The organism is Winogradskyella wandonensis (assembly GCF_004346845.1).
Classification (GTDB): domain Bacteria; phylum Bacteroidota; class Bacteroidia; order Flavobacteriales; family Flavobacteriaceae; genus Winogradskyella; species Winogradskyella wandonensis.
Window position 1 is genome coordinate 706,426 of record NZ_SMGI01000002.1, and the last position, 15,517, is coordinate 721,942.

Annotated in this window: 12 protein-coding genes; 2 read left to right on the top strand and 10 right to left on the bottom strand. The window is 36.1% G+C overall.

The features are described from left to right. Position 1: 1 nt before the first annotated feature. Together DFQ05_RS07915 and DFQ05_RS07920 are read right to left on the bottom strand one after the other, a co-directional pair. Positions 2 to 1,504 carry a GH3 auxin-responsive promoter family protein gene (locus DFQ05_RS07915; protein WP_132704851.1) on the bottom strand — a complete coding sequence of 501 codons (1,503 nt, stop codon included), beginning with the start codon at positions 1,502 to 1,504 and terminating at the stop codon, positions 2 to 4. Further along, on the bottom strand, positions 1,504 to 2,370 hold the full coding sequence (locus tag DFQ05_RS07920; RefSeq protein WP_132704852.1) for a M23 family metallopeptidase: 867 nt from the start codon (positions 2,368 to 2,370) through the stop codon (positions 1,504 to 1,506). Before DFQ05_RS07920 ends, DFQ05_RS07915 begins: the two co-directional genes overlap by 1 nt. 116 nt (positions 2,371 to 2,486) lie before the next feature. Here DFQ05_RS07920 and DFQ05_RS07925 point away from each other — a divergent pair, with 116 nt between their 5' ends. Continuing rightward, positions 2,487 to 2,669 (top strand): twin-arginine translocase TatA/TatE family subunit, encoded by a 183-nt coding sequence (locus DFQ05_RS07925; protein WP_132704853.1) that lies wholly within the window; start codon positions 2,487 to 2,489, stop codon positions 2,667 to 2,669. Between the two features lie 78 nt (positions 2,670 to 2,747). Here the strand turns inward: DFQ05_RS07925 and DFQ05_RS07930 are convergent, their stop codons facing one another. From DFQ05_RS07930 to DFQ05_RS07940, 3 genes are all read right to left on the bottom strand, one after another. Next, positions 2,748 to 3,719 (bottom strand): DUF4837 family protein, encoded by a 972-nt coding sequence (locus tag DFQ05_RS07930; RefSeq protein ID WP_132704854.1) that lies wholly within the window; start codon positions 3,717 to 3,719, stop codon positions 2,748 to 2,750. Positions 3,720 to 3,742: 23 nt separating this feature from the next. Continuing rightward, positions 3,743 to 5,356, bottom strand: coding sequence for a LysM peptidoglycan-binding domain-containing protein (locus DFQ05_RS07935; RefSeq protein WP_132704855.1), 1,614 nt, complete (start codon positions 5,354 to 5,356; stop codon positions 3,743 to 3,745). 71 nt (positions 5,357 to 5,427) lie between these two features. Continuing rightward, positions 5,428 to 6,615 carry a phosphoglycerate kinase gene (locus DFQ05_RS07940; RefSeq protein WP_132704856.1) on the bottom strand — a complete coding sequence of 396 codons (1,188 nt, stop codon included), beginning with the start codon at positions 6,613 to 6,615 and terminating at the stop codon, positions 5,428 to 5,430. A 108-nt stretch (positions 6,616 to 6,723) separates the two neighbouring features. On the opposite strand from DFQ05_RS07940, the gene DFQ05_RS07945 reads away from it, so the two are divergent. Continuing rightward, positions 6,724 to 7,887, top strand: coding sequence for a DNA polymerase III subunit (locus DFQ05_RS07945; protein WP_132704857.1), 1,164 nt, complete (start codon positions 6,724 to 6,726; stop codon positions 7,885 to 7,887). Between the two features lie 26 nt (positions 7,888 to 7,913). On the opposite strand, the gene DFQ05_RS07950 is transcribed toward DFQ05_RS07945, so the two are convergent. The 5 genes from DFQ05_RS07950 to DFQ05_RS07970 all read right to left on the bottom strand — a co-directional run bounded on the left by DFQ05_RS07950 (position 7,914) and on the right by DFQ05_RS07970 (position 15,512). Further along, positions 7,914 to 8,453 carry an OmpH/Skp family outer membrane protein gene (locus DFQ05_RS07950; protein WP_132704858.1) on the bottom strand — a complete coding sequence of 180 codons (540 nt, stop codon included), beginning with the start codon at positions 8,451 to 8,453 and terminating at the stop codon, positions 7,914 to 7,916. Between the two features lie 227 nt (positions 8,454 to 8,680). After that, entirely contained in the window at positions 8,681 to 9,535 is an 855-nt protein-coding gene (locus tag DFQ05_RS07955) for a class I SAM-dependent methyltransferase (RefSeq protein ID WP_132704859.1), read from the bottom strand. 92 nt (positions 9,536 to 9,627) lie between these two features. Next, entirely contained in the window at positions 9,628 to 11,499 is a 1,872-nt protein-coding gene (gene mnmG, locus DFQ05_RS07960) for a tRNA uridine-5-carboxymethylaminomethyl(34) synthesis enzyme MnmG (RefSeq protein ID WP_132704860.1), read from the bottom strand. A gap of 73 nt (positions 11,500 to 11,572) precedes the next feature. Further along, a complete protein-coding gene (ybeY, locus tag DFQ05_RS07965; protein WP_132704861.1) occupies positions 11,573 to 11,983 on the bottom strand; it encodes an rRNA maturation RNase YbeY in 411 nt (136 codons plus the stop codon). Continuing rightward, positions 11,976 to 15,512, bottom strand: a complete 3,537-nt coding sequence (locus DFQ05_RS07970) for a DUF4175 family protein (RefSeq protein WP_132704862.1) — start codon at positions 15,510 to 15,512, stop codon at positions 11,976 to 11,978. Before DFQ05_RS07970 ends, ybeY begins: the two co-directional genes overlap by 8 nt. Positions 15,513 to 15,517 lie beyond the last annotated feature (5 nt).

Here is a 15,517-nt window from a genome sequence, read left to right on the forward strand (position 1 = left end):
ACTATTTCACTAATCTCATTTGATAAAGTTTATCGGCAATTTTTCGGTCGTTGGCTAATCTTGGTATTTTATTTTGTCCTCCTAATTTACCAATAGATTTCATATAATCCTTAAAACCTTCTTTTTTTACTAAAGTGATTTTTAAAGGCATTAGAACTTTTCCTGTGATTAAATCTTTGTAATAACTATTCTGCTCTTGCAGCGATTGGTCTATTGTTTCTGCAAAAGTGTTTAAGTTTTCTGGCGCGTTTGCAAACTCTACAAACCACTCGTGATAAGGCAAACCTTGTTCTGGATTAATTTGTGGCGCTACAGTAAATTCGTTAATAGAAGCATTTGTTTCTTTTAAAGCGTCGTTAATGGCTTGTTCTACTTCTTTTCCTATGACATGTTCTCCAAAAGCCGAGATAAAATGCTTTATGCGACCAGAAACAATAACACGGAAAGGCGCTGTACTTTTAAATTGAACGGTGTCTCCAATATTATAAGCCCATAAACCAGCATTGGTAGATATAATCATTACATAGTTAACACCAATTTTAACGTCTTTTAAGGTGATTCGCTTTGGAGATTCATCGAAAAAGTGTTCGGCTTCAATAAATTCATAAAATATACCCGAATTAAGTTGAAGCAACATTCCTTTTTCATCTTGCTTATCTTGAAATGCAAAAAAGCCTTCGCTCGCAGGATAAAGCTCAATACTGTCTACTTTACGACCTATTAAATTTTCGAACTTCGCGCGATAAGGTTCATAATTTACGCCGCCGAAAATAAAAAGATTAAAATTTTTGAAGATATCCCCGACCTTTTTATCCGTTTTTTCGATGAGCTTCTCGAAATACATCTGAACCCAAGAAGGTATGCCAGATATTATGGTCATATTTTCTGGAAGGGTCTCTTCTACTATGGCATCGACCTTGGTTTCCCAATCCTCGATGCAGTTTGTTTCCCAACTAGGTAATCGGTTTTTTTGAAGGTATTTAGGCACATAATGTGCCACAATACCAGATAGACGTCCTAATTGAATACCATTTTGTTCTTTTAATATTGGACTTCCTTGAAGAAATATCATCTTACCATCTACAAAACTAGATTTACCAGTCTCGTTGATGTACATTAAAATAGCGTTTCTTGCCGCCTCGACATGGCTAGGCATACTCTCTTTGGTAATTGGTATGTATTTAGCACCAGATGTTGTTCCCGAGGTTTTTGCAAAATATAAGGGCTTTCCTTTCCAAAGTATATTTTCTTCTCCATCCACAATGCGCTCTACATAATGCTTTAGAGCTTCGTAATCTCTCACGGGAACGCGTTTTACAAAATCGTCATGGTTATTAATACTTACAAAGTCGTGGTCTTTACCAAATACTGTTGAGGCAGCTTCAGAAATTAGTTTTTGAAACACCTTTTCCTGAGTTTCAAGAGGATTAGAAGACCACCTTTTTATTCTTTTTGCGACAATTTTTGCAAAAGGCTTTGTTAACAATGCTTTTATAGATGTCATTATTGAAAGTCGATAAAGTTTGTTGGGTTTATGGGATAGCCTTTACTCCAAAGCTCGAAATGTAAATGAGGTCCAGTGGTTAACTCGCCTGTATTTCCTGATAGCGCAATAACTTCTCCAGCTTTTACCAAATCTCCTTGTTCTTTTGTAACTGAGCCATTGTGTTTGTAAATAGAAATAAGCTCATTACTATGTTCTATTATAATAACATATCCTGTACTTACAGTCCACTCCGCAAAGATAACAATACCGTCTGCCGTAGCTTTTACAGGTGTTGTTTCTGGTACAATAACATCTACCGCAAAATGTTTTTCTTCAAGATTATAGCCTTCTGAAATTATACCATTTACTGGCGGAAAAAGCACAAAATTAGCACTGTTCGTCTCAGAGTCGAATAAATTATACTTATCTTCTTTATCCGCTTTTGCTCTTAAAAGTGAATCTTGCTTATTGGGATAAATAGTTTCAAAGTCTTCTATTTTTGCAGCTTCTATTATTGAATCACGATTAAAATCGACCTCAGCAACATCTCCTGTAAGCACTTTTTTGATGGATGCATAATACTGGTCATTAAATAAAAGTTGTTGCTGAAGAGAATCGACCTTGTAGGTTAATTCGGTTGCTTTTTTCTTTAAAGAGGTTGAGGAATATCCTGGGATATACTCACGCAATGGTGTGTATGCGATTAAAATTGTTGTAAAACCAATTAAAACAATGGCAGATATCGCGGTTAAAACAAACACGTTAAGCCGATTAAGTTTTATAGCGTAGCGCTCTTCGAAGGTGTCTTCGTTTAGCACCACTAAACGATACTTATGAAGCAGCTTTTTCTTAAGCTGTTTTTTCTTTTTCTCTTTTTTTGCCATAGGTTAAACAAAAGTATATAAAATAGCGTAATCCCTAAGTTATTAAATCCTAAAGTTAGCCCAATAGCGTTGTAATTAAACTTTAATTACTAACTTTGTAATCTAATTTAATTATTATGATTTTAATGTCAATTGTATTAGCTATCGGCCCATGGCAATGGGTGATTATTGGGTTAGCCATTATTCTTTTGTTCGGCGGGAAGAAGATTCCAGAATTAATGAAAGGTTTAGGGAGCGGAATTAAAGAATTTAAGGATGCTAGCAAAGACGACTCTAAAGACGTAGAGAAAAAAGATTAATTTTTCTTGTAGTATAAAAGTAAAGCCAACTCGTAAGAGTTGGCTTTTTTTATTACAGTCTTTGCACGCGGCTTTAAATTACTTAAGCTTTATTGACTTTATTATAGATTCTAGCTCGAAAACATATTCGCGTTTATCTAGTGATGGTGCGTAAACATAACCTTCTGCAACCAAATATCTATTATTTACTTTGTCTTCTATTGCATAGTTAATAAAAGGCCCTGCCATATAAGCGCCCTCTATTTCCCAAACGCCTCTTGTTTCATAGGCTGGTTTGTTATCTATTATAGCATTAAAAAGTGAAGGCACATAGGCGTCTTCTGTTTGCATAATTATACCGTCTTCTCCTGGTATTTTAGTTGCTGTTATTTTGTCTCGCATTTTTATAATATCTACAATCGTGCTATCGCCTTGTCTAATAGAATCTAGCGGATAGCTGTAAAACATTAAATCCATAGTTTTATTATTGCTCAACGCTTTACGCACCCAATAAAAATCATCTTCGGCTTTACCTATTTTATACGCTGATGGAATATCGATGGTAAAACCTAAAGCATTCTCCATGTCTTCATCTTTAAGTAAGGATTTATTAATCCGTCTTAATTTTTCTGCCACTTCTTGTTTTGTAAACGCATCAATAATTTTTAACTCGTTTTCTTTAATTAAATCTATAATTTCTTGATTTGTTTTGCCTTTTACTGTCACCACAGTTTGGGGTTTGGCGTATACATCTTTATTAATGACAACAGCGGTTGTATCTGTCTTTTCAACTTTTAAAATAATCCTGCTTTTTGTGGCAAATCCATTAAATACTGGTGTTGGGATTTGTTTTAGAGAAAACATTGGTTCGTCCTGAGGTAATCCTTTTGCTGGTGCGGCTAATGTTTTACGTATAGCTTCACCCACTTTGCCTTCCCAAAGCACATTATCTGCAACAACAGAGATAGAGTTTATGTTTCCTGAAGATGCCGTGAGGTAACGTACGTTATCGTTTTTATCATCACAACTAAGTACTAAAAGCAGACAGAATAAATAGATAATATGCTTCATATTCTTGAATATTTTGAATTGGTTTATTGGGACACCACAAGAGTCATTCCAATTTTAAGTTTGTTGCTACTAATATCGTTCCAATCTTTTAAATTCTGAACGGAAACACCCGAAAATTTTTGTGCAATACTCCATAATGAATCTCCAGCCTTAACTGTATAGGTCTTTTTCCCCGCTGTATTAACTTTTGTCGTAGCCTTTGGCTTAGAACTTGCCACCGGATTTCTTGGATATATTGTGAGTCGTTGTCCAATTTTAAGATTATTACTTCTTAAACCGTTCCACCGTTTTATTTGGCTAACACGCACGCCATATTTTCTAGCAATTTTACCTAAGTAATCGCCACTTTTAACACGATACCTAACCTTAGTGTCATTTTCAAAAAATTGAGGTAAGGGTTTTTCACGCTTATCAAATTCGGCCTTCGCAAAGGCATAAATCTTTTCTTCATTAGCAACGAAAGGCCCAATGGCATGCCTTGGTAAACGAAGCGTATAATTTTCGTCTTTAATATATGGGATAATATCTAGCTTATATGCAGGATTTAAGTACTGAAGCTCTTCAATATTTACATCGGTTACTTCTGCTACTTGGTCTAAGGTTATCATTTGCTTAACGCGGATAGTGTCTGTCTCAATATATTGATATTTTGGCTTTTCGGGTTTAAATCCGTGTTCTTCGGCAAATTCAAAAATATACATGGTCGCTAGAAAAGCCGGCAAATAACCTGCTGTTTCACGCGGAAGGTGTGGCCTAATATTCCAATAATTGGTGTAACCTCCAGAACGCCTTATGGCTTTAGAGACATTTCCTGGCCCTGAATTATAAGAGGCTAAAGCCAAGTCCCAATCGCCAAAAATTTTATATAGTCTCGCTAAATATTTTGCTGCAGCTTCTGTTGATTTTATGGGATCTCTGCGCTCGTCTACATAGCTACTTACATCTAGCCCATACTCTTTTCCTGTACCAAACATAAACTGCCACAATCCTGTTGCGCCAACTCTAGAGCGTGCTTTTGGTTTTAAGGCAGATTCCACTATTGCCAAATATTTTACTTCTAATGGGATATCTTCTTTGTCCAACGCTTCCTCGAACATAGGAAAGTAAAAATGACTCAAGCCCATTAAACGCTCCATAGAATTTCTTCGGTTTTTTAGATAGCTTTTTATCACGCTTTCTAAAGACGGATTATACTCAATATTAAAAGGCGTTCTGGCATTTAGACGCTTTAGTCTTGCTTTTAATGTATCTGTAGGAAGCTCTGGATAATCGACAGGTTTATAATTAAGTTCCGTCACAGATTTGTAAATAGAATCGAAAAGCGCATTGCTATATAATTCTTCTAGCCACTTTTCATCGAGCTGCTTTGCAAGCTCATTATCTTCTAGTTGGTTTATTTTTATTGAATCTGCTACAGCTGGGATTTTACTGGTTGATGCTTTAGACCCATCAATAACCCTGGTGTTGGATGGTTTGTAGTATGTTTGCCCATTAATAATGGTGTCTATGACATACGTTCTCCCTTTTTTGAAATCTTTCTCTGTGATTCTCTTATTTGTTGACGCAGGTATAGAATCTTGCGCTATCCCAAGTGCGCCAAAAAAAACGATAAAAAGAATACAGATTTTAGATTTCATATGTTTATACATTTAATACTGCTAACGGATAGCCCTATTAAAATTGTGTTTTAAATTAGAAAAATAAACGATTAATCTAAAATAGCCGCAATGCCTGGCAATGTTTTTCCTTCTAAACTTTCTAGCATTGCGCCACCACCTGTACTTACGTAGCTTACCTTATCTTCAAAGCCAAATTGCTTTACTGCAGCTACAGAATCGCCGCCTCCAACTAGGGAGAATGCGCCATTTTCTGTCGCTTCTGCTATAGAATTACCCAGTTCTATGGTGCCATTGGCAAAGTTTTCCATCTCAAAAACCCCTAAAGGACCATTCCATAGAATAGTTTTACACTGCATCACAACCTCATGAAAATTAGCTTTAGATTTTGGGCCAGCATCTAAACCTTGCCAACCATCTGGTATTTTTGTAACATCGACGACTTGTGTGTCTGCATCATTACTAAATGCATTTGCCGCCAAGACATCGACAGGCAGATGTACTTTAACGCCTTTGACTTCGGCTTGTTTTAAAATCTCTAGAGCTAGTTCCATTTTATCGTCTTCGCAAATAGAATCGCCAATACTTCCGCCTTGCGCTTTAATAAATGTAAACGTCATGCCGCCGCCAATGATAAGGTGATTTACTTTATCTAAAATATTTTCGATAATTGTGATTTTTGAAGATACTTTGGCGCCTCCAAGCACTGCTAAAACAGGTTTTTCACCATCTTCCATCACTTTTTTGATACTTTCGATTTCCTTAGCTAATAAATGACCAAAACACTTATTTTCAGGAAAAAATTCTGCGACTATCGTTGTAGATGCATGCGCTCTGTGTGCAGTTCCAAACGCATCATTAACGTAAATATCTCCTAGTTTTGCAAGTTTTTCGGCAAAACTCTTATCGCCTTTAGTTTCTTCTTTATAAAAGCGCAGATTTTCTAATAATAGAATTTCGCCTGGCTGTAAAGCTGCTGCTTTAGCTTCGGCCTCTTCACCAATACAATCGCTAGCAAATGTAACTTCTACTCCAAAAACATCTTCGATTTTATCCACTATATGACGCAGAGAAAACTCATCTTGTACGCCTTTTGGACGACCTAAGTGCGACATTAAAACGCAACTGCCACCATCTTCTAATATCTTTATTATTGTTGGCTTTGCAGATTGAATTCTGGTATCGTCTGTGACATTAAAATCCTCGTCTAATGGTACATTAAAATCAACTCGGATTAGGGCCTTTTTATCTTTAAAATTGAAGTCGTTTAGGATTTTCATTATAATAGCGTTTAGAATAACAAATATAAATATTCCCATTATAAAGACTACTTATCTGTACACCTATTTTGTTGAAATTAGTCCCAAAAAAATACATAGCTTTGTGCTATGCTATTTTCAGAAATTTTAGGGCAAACTCATATTAAAGCGCACTTAACAAAAACTGCGGCTGCTGGGCGAATTCCGCATGCGCAACTGTTTGTGGGTCCAGAAGGCTCTGGCACTTTACCAATGGCAATAGCCTACGCACAATATGTGCTATGCAAGAATAAAAATTCCGAAAACACCGAAGGTAACGACAGTTGCAACTTAAAATTTCAGAATTTTTCGCATCCCGATTTACATTTTGCTTTTCCTGTTACCACGAACGATAAGGTAAAACGGCATCCTGTATCTAAATTATTTTTAGAGGAATGGCGACAATTGCTTAGCCAACAGCCTTATGGAAATCTGTTTGATTGGTACAAACTGCTTGGAGTTGATAATAAACAAGGGCAAATTGGAGTGGACGAAGCTCAAGACATTGTAAAATCGTTAAGCCTTAAAGCTTATGAAGGCGGCTATAAGGTTATGCTAATTTGGATGGCAGAAAAGATGAATACATCGGCTGCTAACAAACTCCTGAAGCTTATAGAAGAGCCGCCAGAAAAAACAGTTTTTATTCTTATTGCCGAAGACGAAGAGCAGATTATTAGCACAATTCGCTCGCGCTGCCAGGTCTTGCATTTCCCGCCGCTTTCTGAAGTTGTAATTGCCGAAGCGCTGGTCGATAAATATAATATAGACCAAAGTATTGCTAATAAAATTGCGCAACAGTCTAGTGGAAATTTTAATAAGGCTTGTGACCTTATTTACCAAGACAGCGAGGACATACAATTTGAAAAGTGGTTTATTCTCTGGGTGCGCGCCGCTTTTAAGGCCAAAGGAAACAAATCTGCCATTAGAGAGTTAATTGCTTGGTCTGAAGAAATTGCCAAAACAGGTAGAGAAACCCAAAAGCAGTTTTTACATTTCTGCATTAATTATTTTAGGCAAGCCATGCTGTTGAATTACAAAGCAAATGAGTTGGTCTATTTAGAGCCAAAGTCCGATAGTTTTAAACTGGAGAAATTTGCGCCTTTTGTACATGATAGTAACATTTTAGAGATAACAAATGAGCTTGAAGACGCTATTTATCATATTGAGCGAAACGGTAATGCTAAGATAATTCTGACGGATCTTTCTATAAAACTCACAAGATTATTGCATAAAAAAAGTCAAGCAAATGCTTGACTTTTAGTGTTTTATAAATAAATCTTTTATTTTTCTGCTTCTTCTTTGTCTTTATTTTTGTACTCGGTATTTAATGCATCTGTAATCGTTTTTGTTAGATTGCTAGCCTCTTTTCCAAAGATAACACTGCTACCAACTTCATTTTGTCCTAGAATAAAATCGTACCCATTTGTTTTTCCGTAGTCTCTTACAAAAGCATTAACCTTTTTAATTACAGAATCCATTTCCTTATTGTAACCAGACTGAAGAATTTGCTGGTCTGCTTGAAATTGCTGCGTTAATTGCTGATTTTTCTGACCCAACTCATTGTATTTTTCTTGAGCTTTCTTTTGCGACATTTTACCAGACGCTAGTTGAAACGCTTTTACCTCTACCTGAAACTCTCTATCGATACTATCCATACGTTTAGTAAAGGCTTCGTTTCTTGCTTTATATGTTTCTTCGATATCCTTTTTCATTTGATAGCCATCGATAACATCGCCATTATTAATGTACCCAACTTTTAATTGCTCTTGGCAGGACGATAGTAAAAGTGCTAATCCTAAAACTCTAAATATATTTTTCATCTTTGTTTAAAATATTGAAATTAAATTTTGGCAAATGTATAAAAGTTGGTCGATAATTGACACTAAATATTTACTATAAGATTTTTCTATCGTGAATTATGTTACAAATAACTGTGGTCTATTAAAAACAGATTAAAATAATCTATAAAATCGACAGGTTTATTTAACCGAATAGTATAAATATAGTATTAGCATTAAAAGTCGCTTAAAACGTCTTATTTTAAGTTTTAGGCTTTTTTGAAGACATAAATTAGGGATGAATACTCTCCTGAGCGTTTTGCTTTGAGATTTGACCTTAAGCCAACCCAAAATGCCATAAACGGATTCATAAACCCTTTTTTATATTTTTCTGAAAGCAGACTTACATAAAACGAATCAAAAGGCATCGGTACTGTTTTTTTACAAACGAAACCAAATCCTTCAAATAATTGTTTAATTCCATTTTGAGAAAAATGCCAAAGGTGTCTAGGCACATCATAAGCTGCCCAAAACGATTGATAATATTCCGCGTCGTAACTTTTATAATTTGGTACGGCAATTACCAAATGACCATTAGGTTTTAAAAGGTGCTTAAAAATTTCAAGGTGTTCTTCTAAATTTGGTAAGTGTTCTAACACGTGCCAAAGGGTAATAACATCAAAACTGTTAGCGTTAAATTCTGAAAGTTTAGGAACATCAAAAACAGAAGATTTAGTTTTTGAATTGGCAATTTCTCGCGCCTCTGGATTAGGTTCAATTCCAGAAACTCTCCAGCCATCTTCTTTTGCTGTCTTAAGAAAATCTCCTGTTCCGCAACCAACATCTAAAAGTGTTTTCTCTTCTGGCTGAAACGAATTAATTAAACTTAACTTATTCTTTAAAGCACGTTTTCTTATTAGATGATAAACTCGTTCTAATAGATTTCGCTTTGTGTCTGTATGAGAAATATAATCCTCGCTTTGGTAATATTTGGGTAAATTTTCAGCTGATGGTTGTGGCGATGTTTCTAAAATATCTTCATATTTATCCAACACCAATTTAAACTGTTCTCCTGAAACAGAATGGTCTTTTACTTCTAAAAAAATCTGATTATCATCTATCATATATTGGTCATTTCGAGAGCCTCAATGACCAGCTTGGTGGCTGAGGCTCTAGAAGCCACCATCATATTGTTTCACGTGGAACATTTAAAAAATTATCGGCCTAAATAGACTAACAATACAGAAATATCGGCAGGAGACACACCGCTAATTCTTGAGGCTTGTGAAACTGTTACAGGTTGAATTTCGGTTAACTTTCCTCTTGCCTCTAAACTCATGGATTGCAATTTTGTATAATCGAAATTAGCTGGAATTTTTACATTTTCTAAACGTTGTAGTTTGTCTGCGTTATTCTTTTCTTTCTCAATGTATCCTGCATATTTAACTTGTATTTCAGCCTGCTCTAATACCTCTATATCCAAATCGTTTTCGCGCACATAGTTGTCAACAACAGTCACTTTCCTCATATCGTCAATCGTAATATTTGGTCTGGCAAACAACTTAAACATTTTATCTTGCTGCTTAACAGCCGCCGAATCTTTCGCCTCGAGAATAGGATTTATTTCCTCTGGCTTTACGCTCGTTGTCCTAAAGAATTCTACAAAATTATCAGACTTTGCTTGTTTTTCTTCCATACGTCTAAGACGCTTTTCCGAGGCAAGTCCTAATTCGTATCCCTTCGGTGTTAATCTAAAATCTGCATTATCCTGACGTAACAAGGTTCTGTATTCAGCACGAGACGTAAACATGCGATATGGCTCTTCCGTTCCTTTAGTAATTAAATCATCGATTAAAACACCTATGTAAGCTTCATCTCTTCTGAGCGTAAAAGCGTCCTTTTCTTGAACTTTTAAGCTAGCATTTATACCTGCCATCAATCCTTGTGATGCAGCTTCTTCGTAACCTGTGGTTCCGTTTATTTGACCTGCGAAAAACAAACCATCAACCAATTTAGTTTCTAAAGTATGCTTTAGTTGTGTTGGTGGAAAATAATCGTATTCGATGGCATAACCTGGTCTGAAAAATTTCACATTTTCAAAACCTGCTACAGATCGAAGTGCTTTAAATTGAACATCCTCTGGTAACGACGTAGAAAAACCATTCACGTAAACTTCTACTGTATTCCAACCTTCTGGCTCTACGAATAACTGGTGTCTATTTTTATCCGCGAAGCGATTAATTTTGTCTTCTATAGACGGACAATATCTTGGGCCGACACTCTTAATTCTACCATTAAACATTGGTGACCTGTCGAAACCTTCGCGAAGTAAATCATGAACCTCCTCGCTAGTGTAGGTCATATGGCAAGAACGCTGTTCCTTCAGAGGCTTTGTAATATCTAGATAAGAAAACTTTTCTGGATTTTCATCGCCAGGTTGCTCAATCATTTTAGAATAATCTAAAGAGCGTCCATCTACACGAGGTGGCGTCCCTGTTTTCATGCGTCCGGCATCAAAGCCTAAATCGATAAGCTGTTCTGTGATTCCGGTCGCTGCTCTTTCACCTGCTCTTCCGCCACCAAAATTCTTTTCACCTATATGAATAAGACCGTTTAAAAAAGTACCGTTGGTTAACACAACCGTCTTGGCTTTTACCTCGATTCCAAGTGAGGTAGTTACACCTTCAACTTTTCCGTTCTTTACAATAAGACCTGAAACCATTTCTTGGTAGAAATCTAAGTTTGGGGTGTTTTCTAAAAGCAACCTCCAATCTTCGGCAAAACGCATCCTGTCGCTTTGTACTCTAGGACTCCACATTGCAGGTCCTTTTGATTTATTCAACATCTTAAATTGAATAGCGGATGTGTCAGAAACAATTCCGCTATAACCACCAAGCGCATCAATCTCTCTTACAATTTGCCCTTTGGCAATTCCGCCCATAGCGGGATTACAAGACATCTGTGCAATGTTTTGCAAATTCATAGTAATGAGAAGTGTTTTACTACCCATATTAGCGGCAGCGGCAGCAGCTTCGCTTCCTGCGTGTCCGGCGCCAACCACTATCACATCATAAACTTCACTAAACATAAATCACGTTTTGTGTTCCACGTGGAACAGTATTAAATTTTGAGTTTGCAAATATACGCTGAAATCCCTGATATTAAATGCACTTAGACAAGTAATAATCTTCTTTTAGGGTCATTAACTCTTGGTCGGATTTTGTTTTGTCTTTGTATCCACAATAATGTAAAACCCCATGAGCCATAACTCTAGATAGCTCTTGTTTAAACGTCGTTTTAAAATCTTTTGCATTATCTCTAACCCTATCTATAGAAATATAAATATCACCATGTAGCTCTTTTCCTACCGAATAATCGAAGCTAATAATATCGGTTAACGTATCATGATTAAGAAACTGAACATTAATTTTATGTAAATACACATCTGAACAAAAAATATAATTTATCTCTCCTTCGCTACAATTTTCTTCTTGAATTAACCGAGCAATCCATTCGCGCTTTCTTTGTTCGTCTTCTAATTTAAAATCGATTTCGTAATTAAAACTAATCATCCTTGTTTTTAAAATAATCTTGCAATTTCTTTTTTAATTGCGAGCGCAAAGGTAACGCTTGACGATTTAAAATTTCTGTGGTGTTAAAATATTGTTTAGCCGTTGGGATTTGGCTTTTGGTATTAGAATTATATTCTTTTCTATTAGTTTTGGATTCTCTCTTTTCGTCTTCACCTTGAGTGAATGTCGCATTCTCTAACTTTAGCAATTGGTGCTGTAAATCCATCATCTTTTGTAACGTTTGATTTGTGAAGCCCTTGTTTATTAAATCTAACTCCACCTCTTCCATCTGTTTAATTAAATCGCCCGCATTGCCTTGACCACCTTCCTTACCTATTTTGTCCTGTAACGCCTGTCTCAACTTCTGTTGTTGCTGATAAATTTTGTAAAGCTCACCATTTAACTCTTCGGTTCCGCCCTCGCCGTATCCTTCTTTTTTACCGTTTTCTCCAGGGTTACCCTTTCCGTCTTTACCACTATTTCCTTCTGAACCTTCTCCTTGTTTTTCGTTATTTCCTTCTTTTCCATCGCCTTCTTGCCCTCCAGATTTCTGCCCAGACTGACCTTGCTCTCCTTCCTTGCCCTCTTTGCCTTTTTCACCTTCATTACCCTTTTCTCCCTCTTTGCCTTCTTCTCCTTCTTTTTCGCCTTCACCCAACTTTTTCATTGCTTCTTCCATTTTCTTATTAAGCTCTTCTTGGCTCATAATAATATCTGGAAGTTGCATTTCTCCTTTGCCTCCTTGACCCGGTGACATATTCATTTGCATCTCCATGTTGTCTAACATATTGCTTAGCATGTTAGCTAAGTCGTTTGCAGCTGTAATGGTGTATTGTTGGGCGGAAACGCCTTGATAAATTCTGTTCTCGGTAAGTTGAGCTAAACTTTTATCGATATTAAAATACACATCGGTAATCTGAGAATTTATCTTTTCTGAAATCTTTGGATTGCGAAGCGATAAAGCAAATAAACTGTCGTCTACATGCTCGAAATGTTCTTTTAATGTGCTTTGCTTAATAATAAACTTACCGTACTGATTGTGGTTGATGTCTATTTCGTTAAAGCGATTCATTAAGGCTTCTTGGTCGAAACTAAACAAAACCAAATTGTCTAGAATTTGGCGTAACATCTCTACATCTTCTTCTATTTGGTCACCGCCACCGCCGCCGCTCATCATATTCTGCTTCATCATTTCTGCAAGACGTTTCATCTTTTTAGCGGCCGCCTTTTGCTTATTCTTTGCTTTTTGCATTTGCTGAGGCGTCATTGGCTTTTGCTCTTGTCTTTCTTGATTCTCTTTCTGCTTTTGCGACTCTAAATTTTCTTTAGCTTCCTTTTGGTCTTGTTTTATACTTTCTTCCGTTGGCTCATCGCGCTCGATATCCATTGGGTTACGAAGCTTTCTATTTTCGCTCTCTAACTTATCCAGTTCTTTAAGCGCGTCCTCGAACGCTTTATTTAGTTTTTCCTGAGCTTCTTTTGTGTTTTCTTTCTGCTCTTTCTCTGAAAGTTCTTCTTGCTTCTTAGATAAATCTTCTAGTTCTTTCTGAATTTTTTCTTGCTTCTTTGTTACATAAAAGCGCTTAGTTAGCTCCAATAATTGCTGCATACTGCGCTTTTTATTTTTGTTTTTCTTAGCTAATTCTTCAAGTTTTTGACTGAAATCTTCTTTATTAATCTTTTCAGTCATTTTTTCTAATTCCTTCAATAACTCTTCGTCTTTCTTTAGCTGTTCTTCATTTTCCTTTAAGCGCTCCTTCAAATCCTCTTTAAACTCATCTTTCTTATCGTCCTCTTTGTCCTTTTGGAATTCCTCGAGGTTTTGTTGAAGCTTCTTATTAAAATTCTTCATCAGCTCTTCTTGCTGCTTTTGACGCTTTAAAAAGTCTTCAAATTTCTTTTTATCATTAAAGTTTAACGCTTCCTTTTCTTTCTGAGTTTTGGATAATTCTTCAAGCTTTTTGTCTTGTTCTTTCAGTTTTTCAAAGGTCTCGCTTATGCTTTTAATGGTTTCATTCTGCTCGTTAAGCTGTTTTGTTTCTTCTTCGTCTGCTGTTCGTTTTCTGTAGCTAAAAACACTGCTTTTTACACTTTTGAAATTATGTAACGCATCATTATCAAAAACCTCGAAATACAACTCGTAAGACACGCCTTCTTTAATATTAAGCTGATCTGGAAAAGCACTCACAAACTCCGAAAACGTTGATTTAGATATATCTACTGGTACTAGCGTTTTTTTAGTTTCATTATCTGTTGGGTAATACACCAGTTGTAGTTTACGCAGCCCGTAATCGTCGTTTGCTTGGCCGTAGAAATATAAACTTTGTTGGTCTAGAGAATCCTTTTCTACTTTAATATCTAGCTCGGGATAGGCATCCTTAATCACTTTTATTGAAAACACAAGGCTTTCGTAGTTTTTTAGATTTTCGTTGCTAGTATTAATACTATAGTTATAGTTGCGATATAGACGCTTTGATGCCTTGAAGCTATTTGGGCTTTCAGTACTAAAATTTAAGGTATCATCTGCGTAAATAACAACTTCTGAGGTTGATTTTGTGTTGACGCTCCACGTAACTTTTGTACCTTCGGGAATTACGGCACTACCCGAGCTTTTAAGAGTTTCATCTTTTTTTTGTGTGTGCGCGGGATAATCTAGAACCATATCAAAACCTGTAAGCGTAGGTGTGTTTACAACCCTTAATTCGTAAGGTTTTGAAATTACATCGTTAGCTGATAAGGAAAATGGAATATTGCTTTTAGGCTGAGAAAAAACATACTGAAATTCTCCAGGGCCATTTTGCTGAAGAAAATACGTTTGGTCGTTGTGGTCTATCTGAACTTGTTCTGGGATAACCTCACCAACGGTTTTTACTGTAAGTGTAAAATCTTTGTTTTCGATGGCTTGAAGCTTATCGTTAACAACAAAAAACTGAAATGGCGCTGGCGGCTCGTAAGCAGTTTGATAATTAACAACACGCTGGTAACTATCGCTAAACCAATTGATTTTTCCTGTAATTAAAGACATTAAAACGATAGCAACAGGTATGGCCGCATATTTTAAATAGCGGAGACTTGATTTAAAATTAATAGCTGTTTGAAACGGTATTGGTTTTAACTCTGCTGATTTTTGCTCGATACTTGCAATTAATAAATCGGATTGTCCCGAAGTTTCGGGGTTGCTCTGATTAAGCTGAAGCACATTTAACAACTTATCGTCAACTTCTGGAAAATGGTTACCTATTAATCTAGAAGCTGTTTCGTAATCAAGACCCCTTCTTAGGTTAAAAAGATGTGCTAGTGGCATTACTATAAACTTTACAAACAACCCAAATTCAACTAAAATAAAGACCCAAAATAACACCGTTCTTGCCGCAGGATTAAGCCACAGCATGTATTCGATAAAAACAGTAAAGAGAAAATAAAGAAGACCAATAGCAAAGAAAAGTATAGCGCCTTTAAGCAACTCGTTAGTATAAAATTTCTTTATAAACTGCTGTAATTTTTCTTGTATGGTCTTAAAGTTGCTCATAGTTA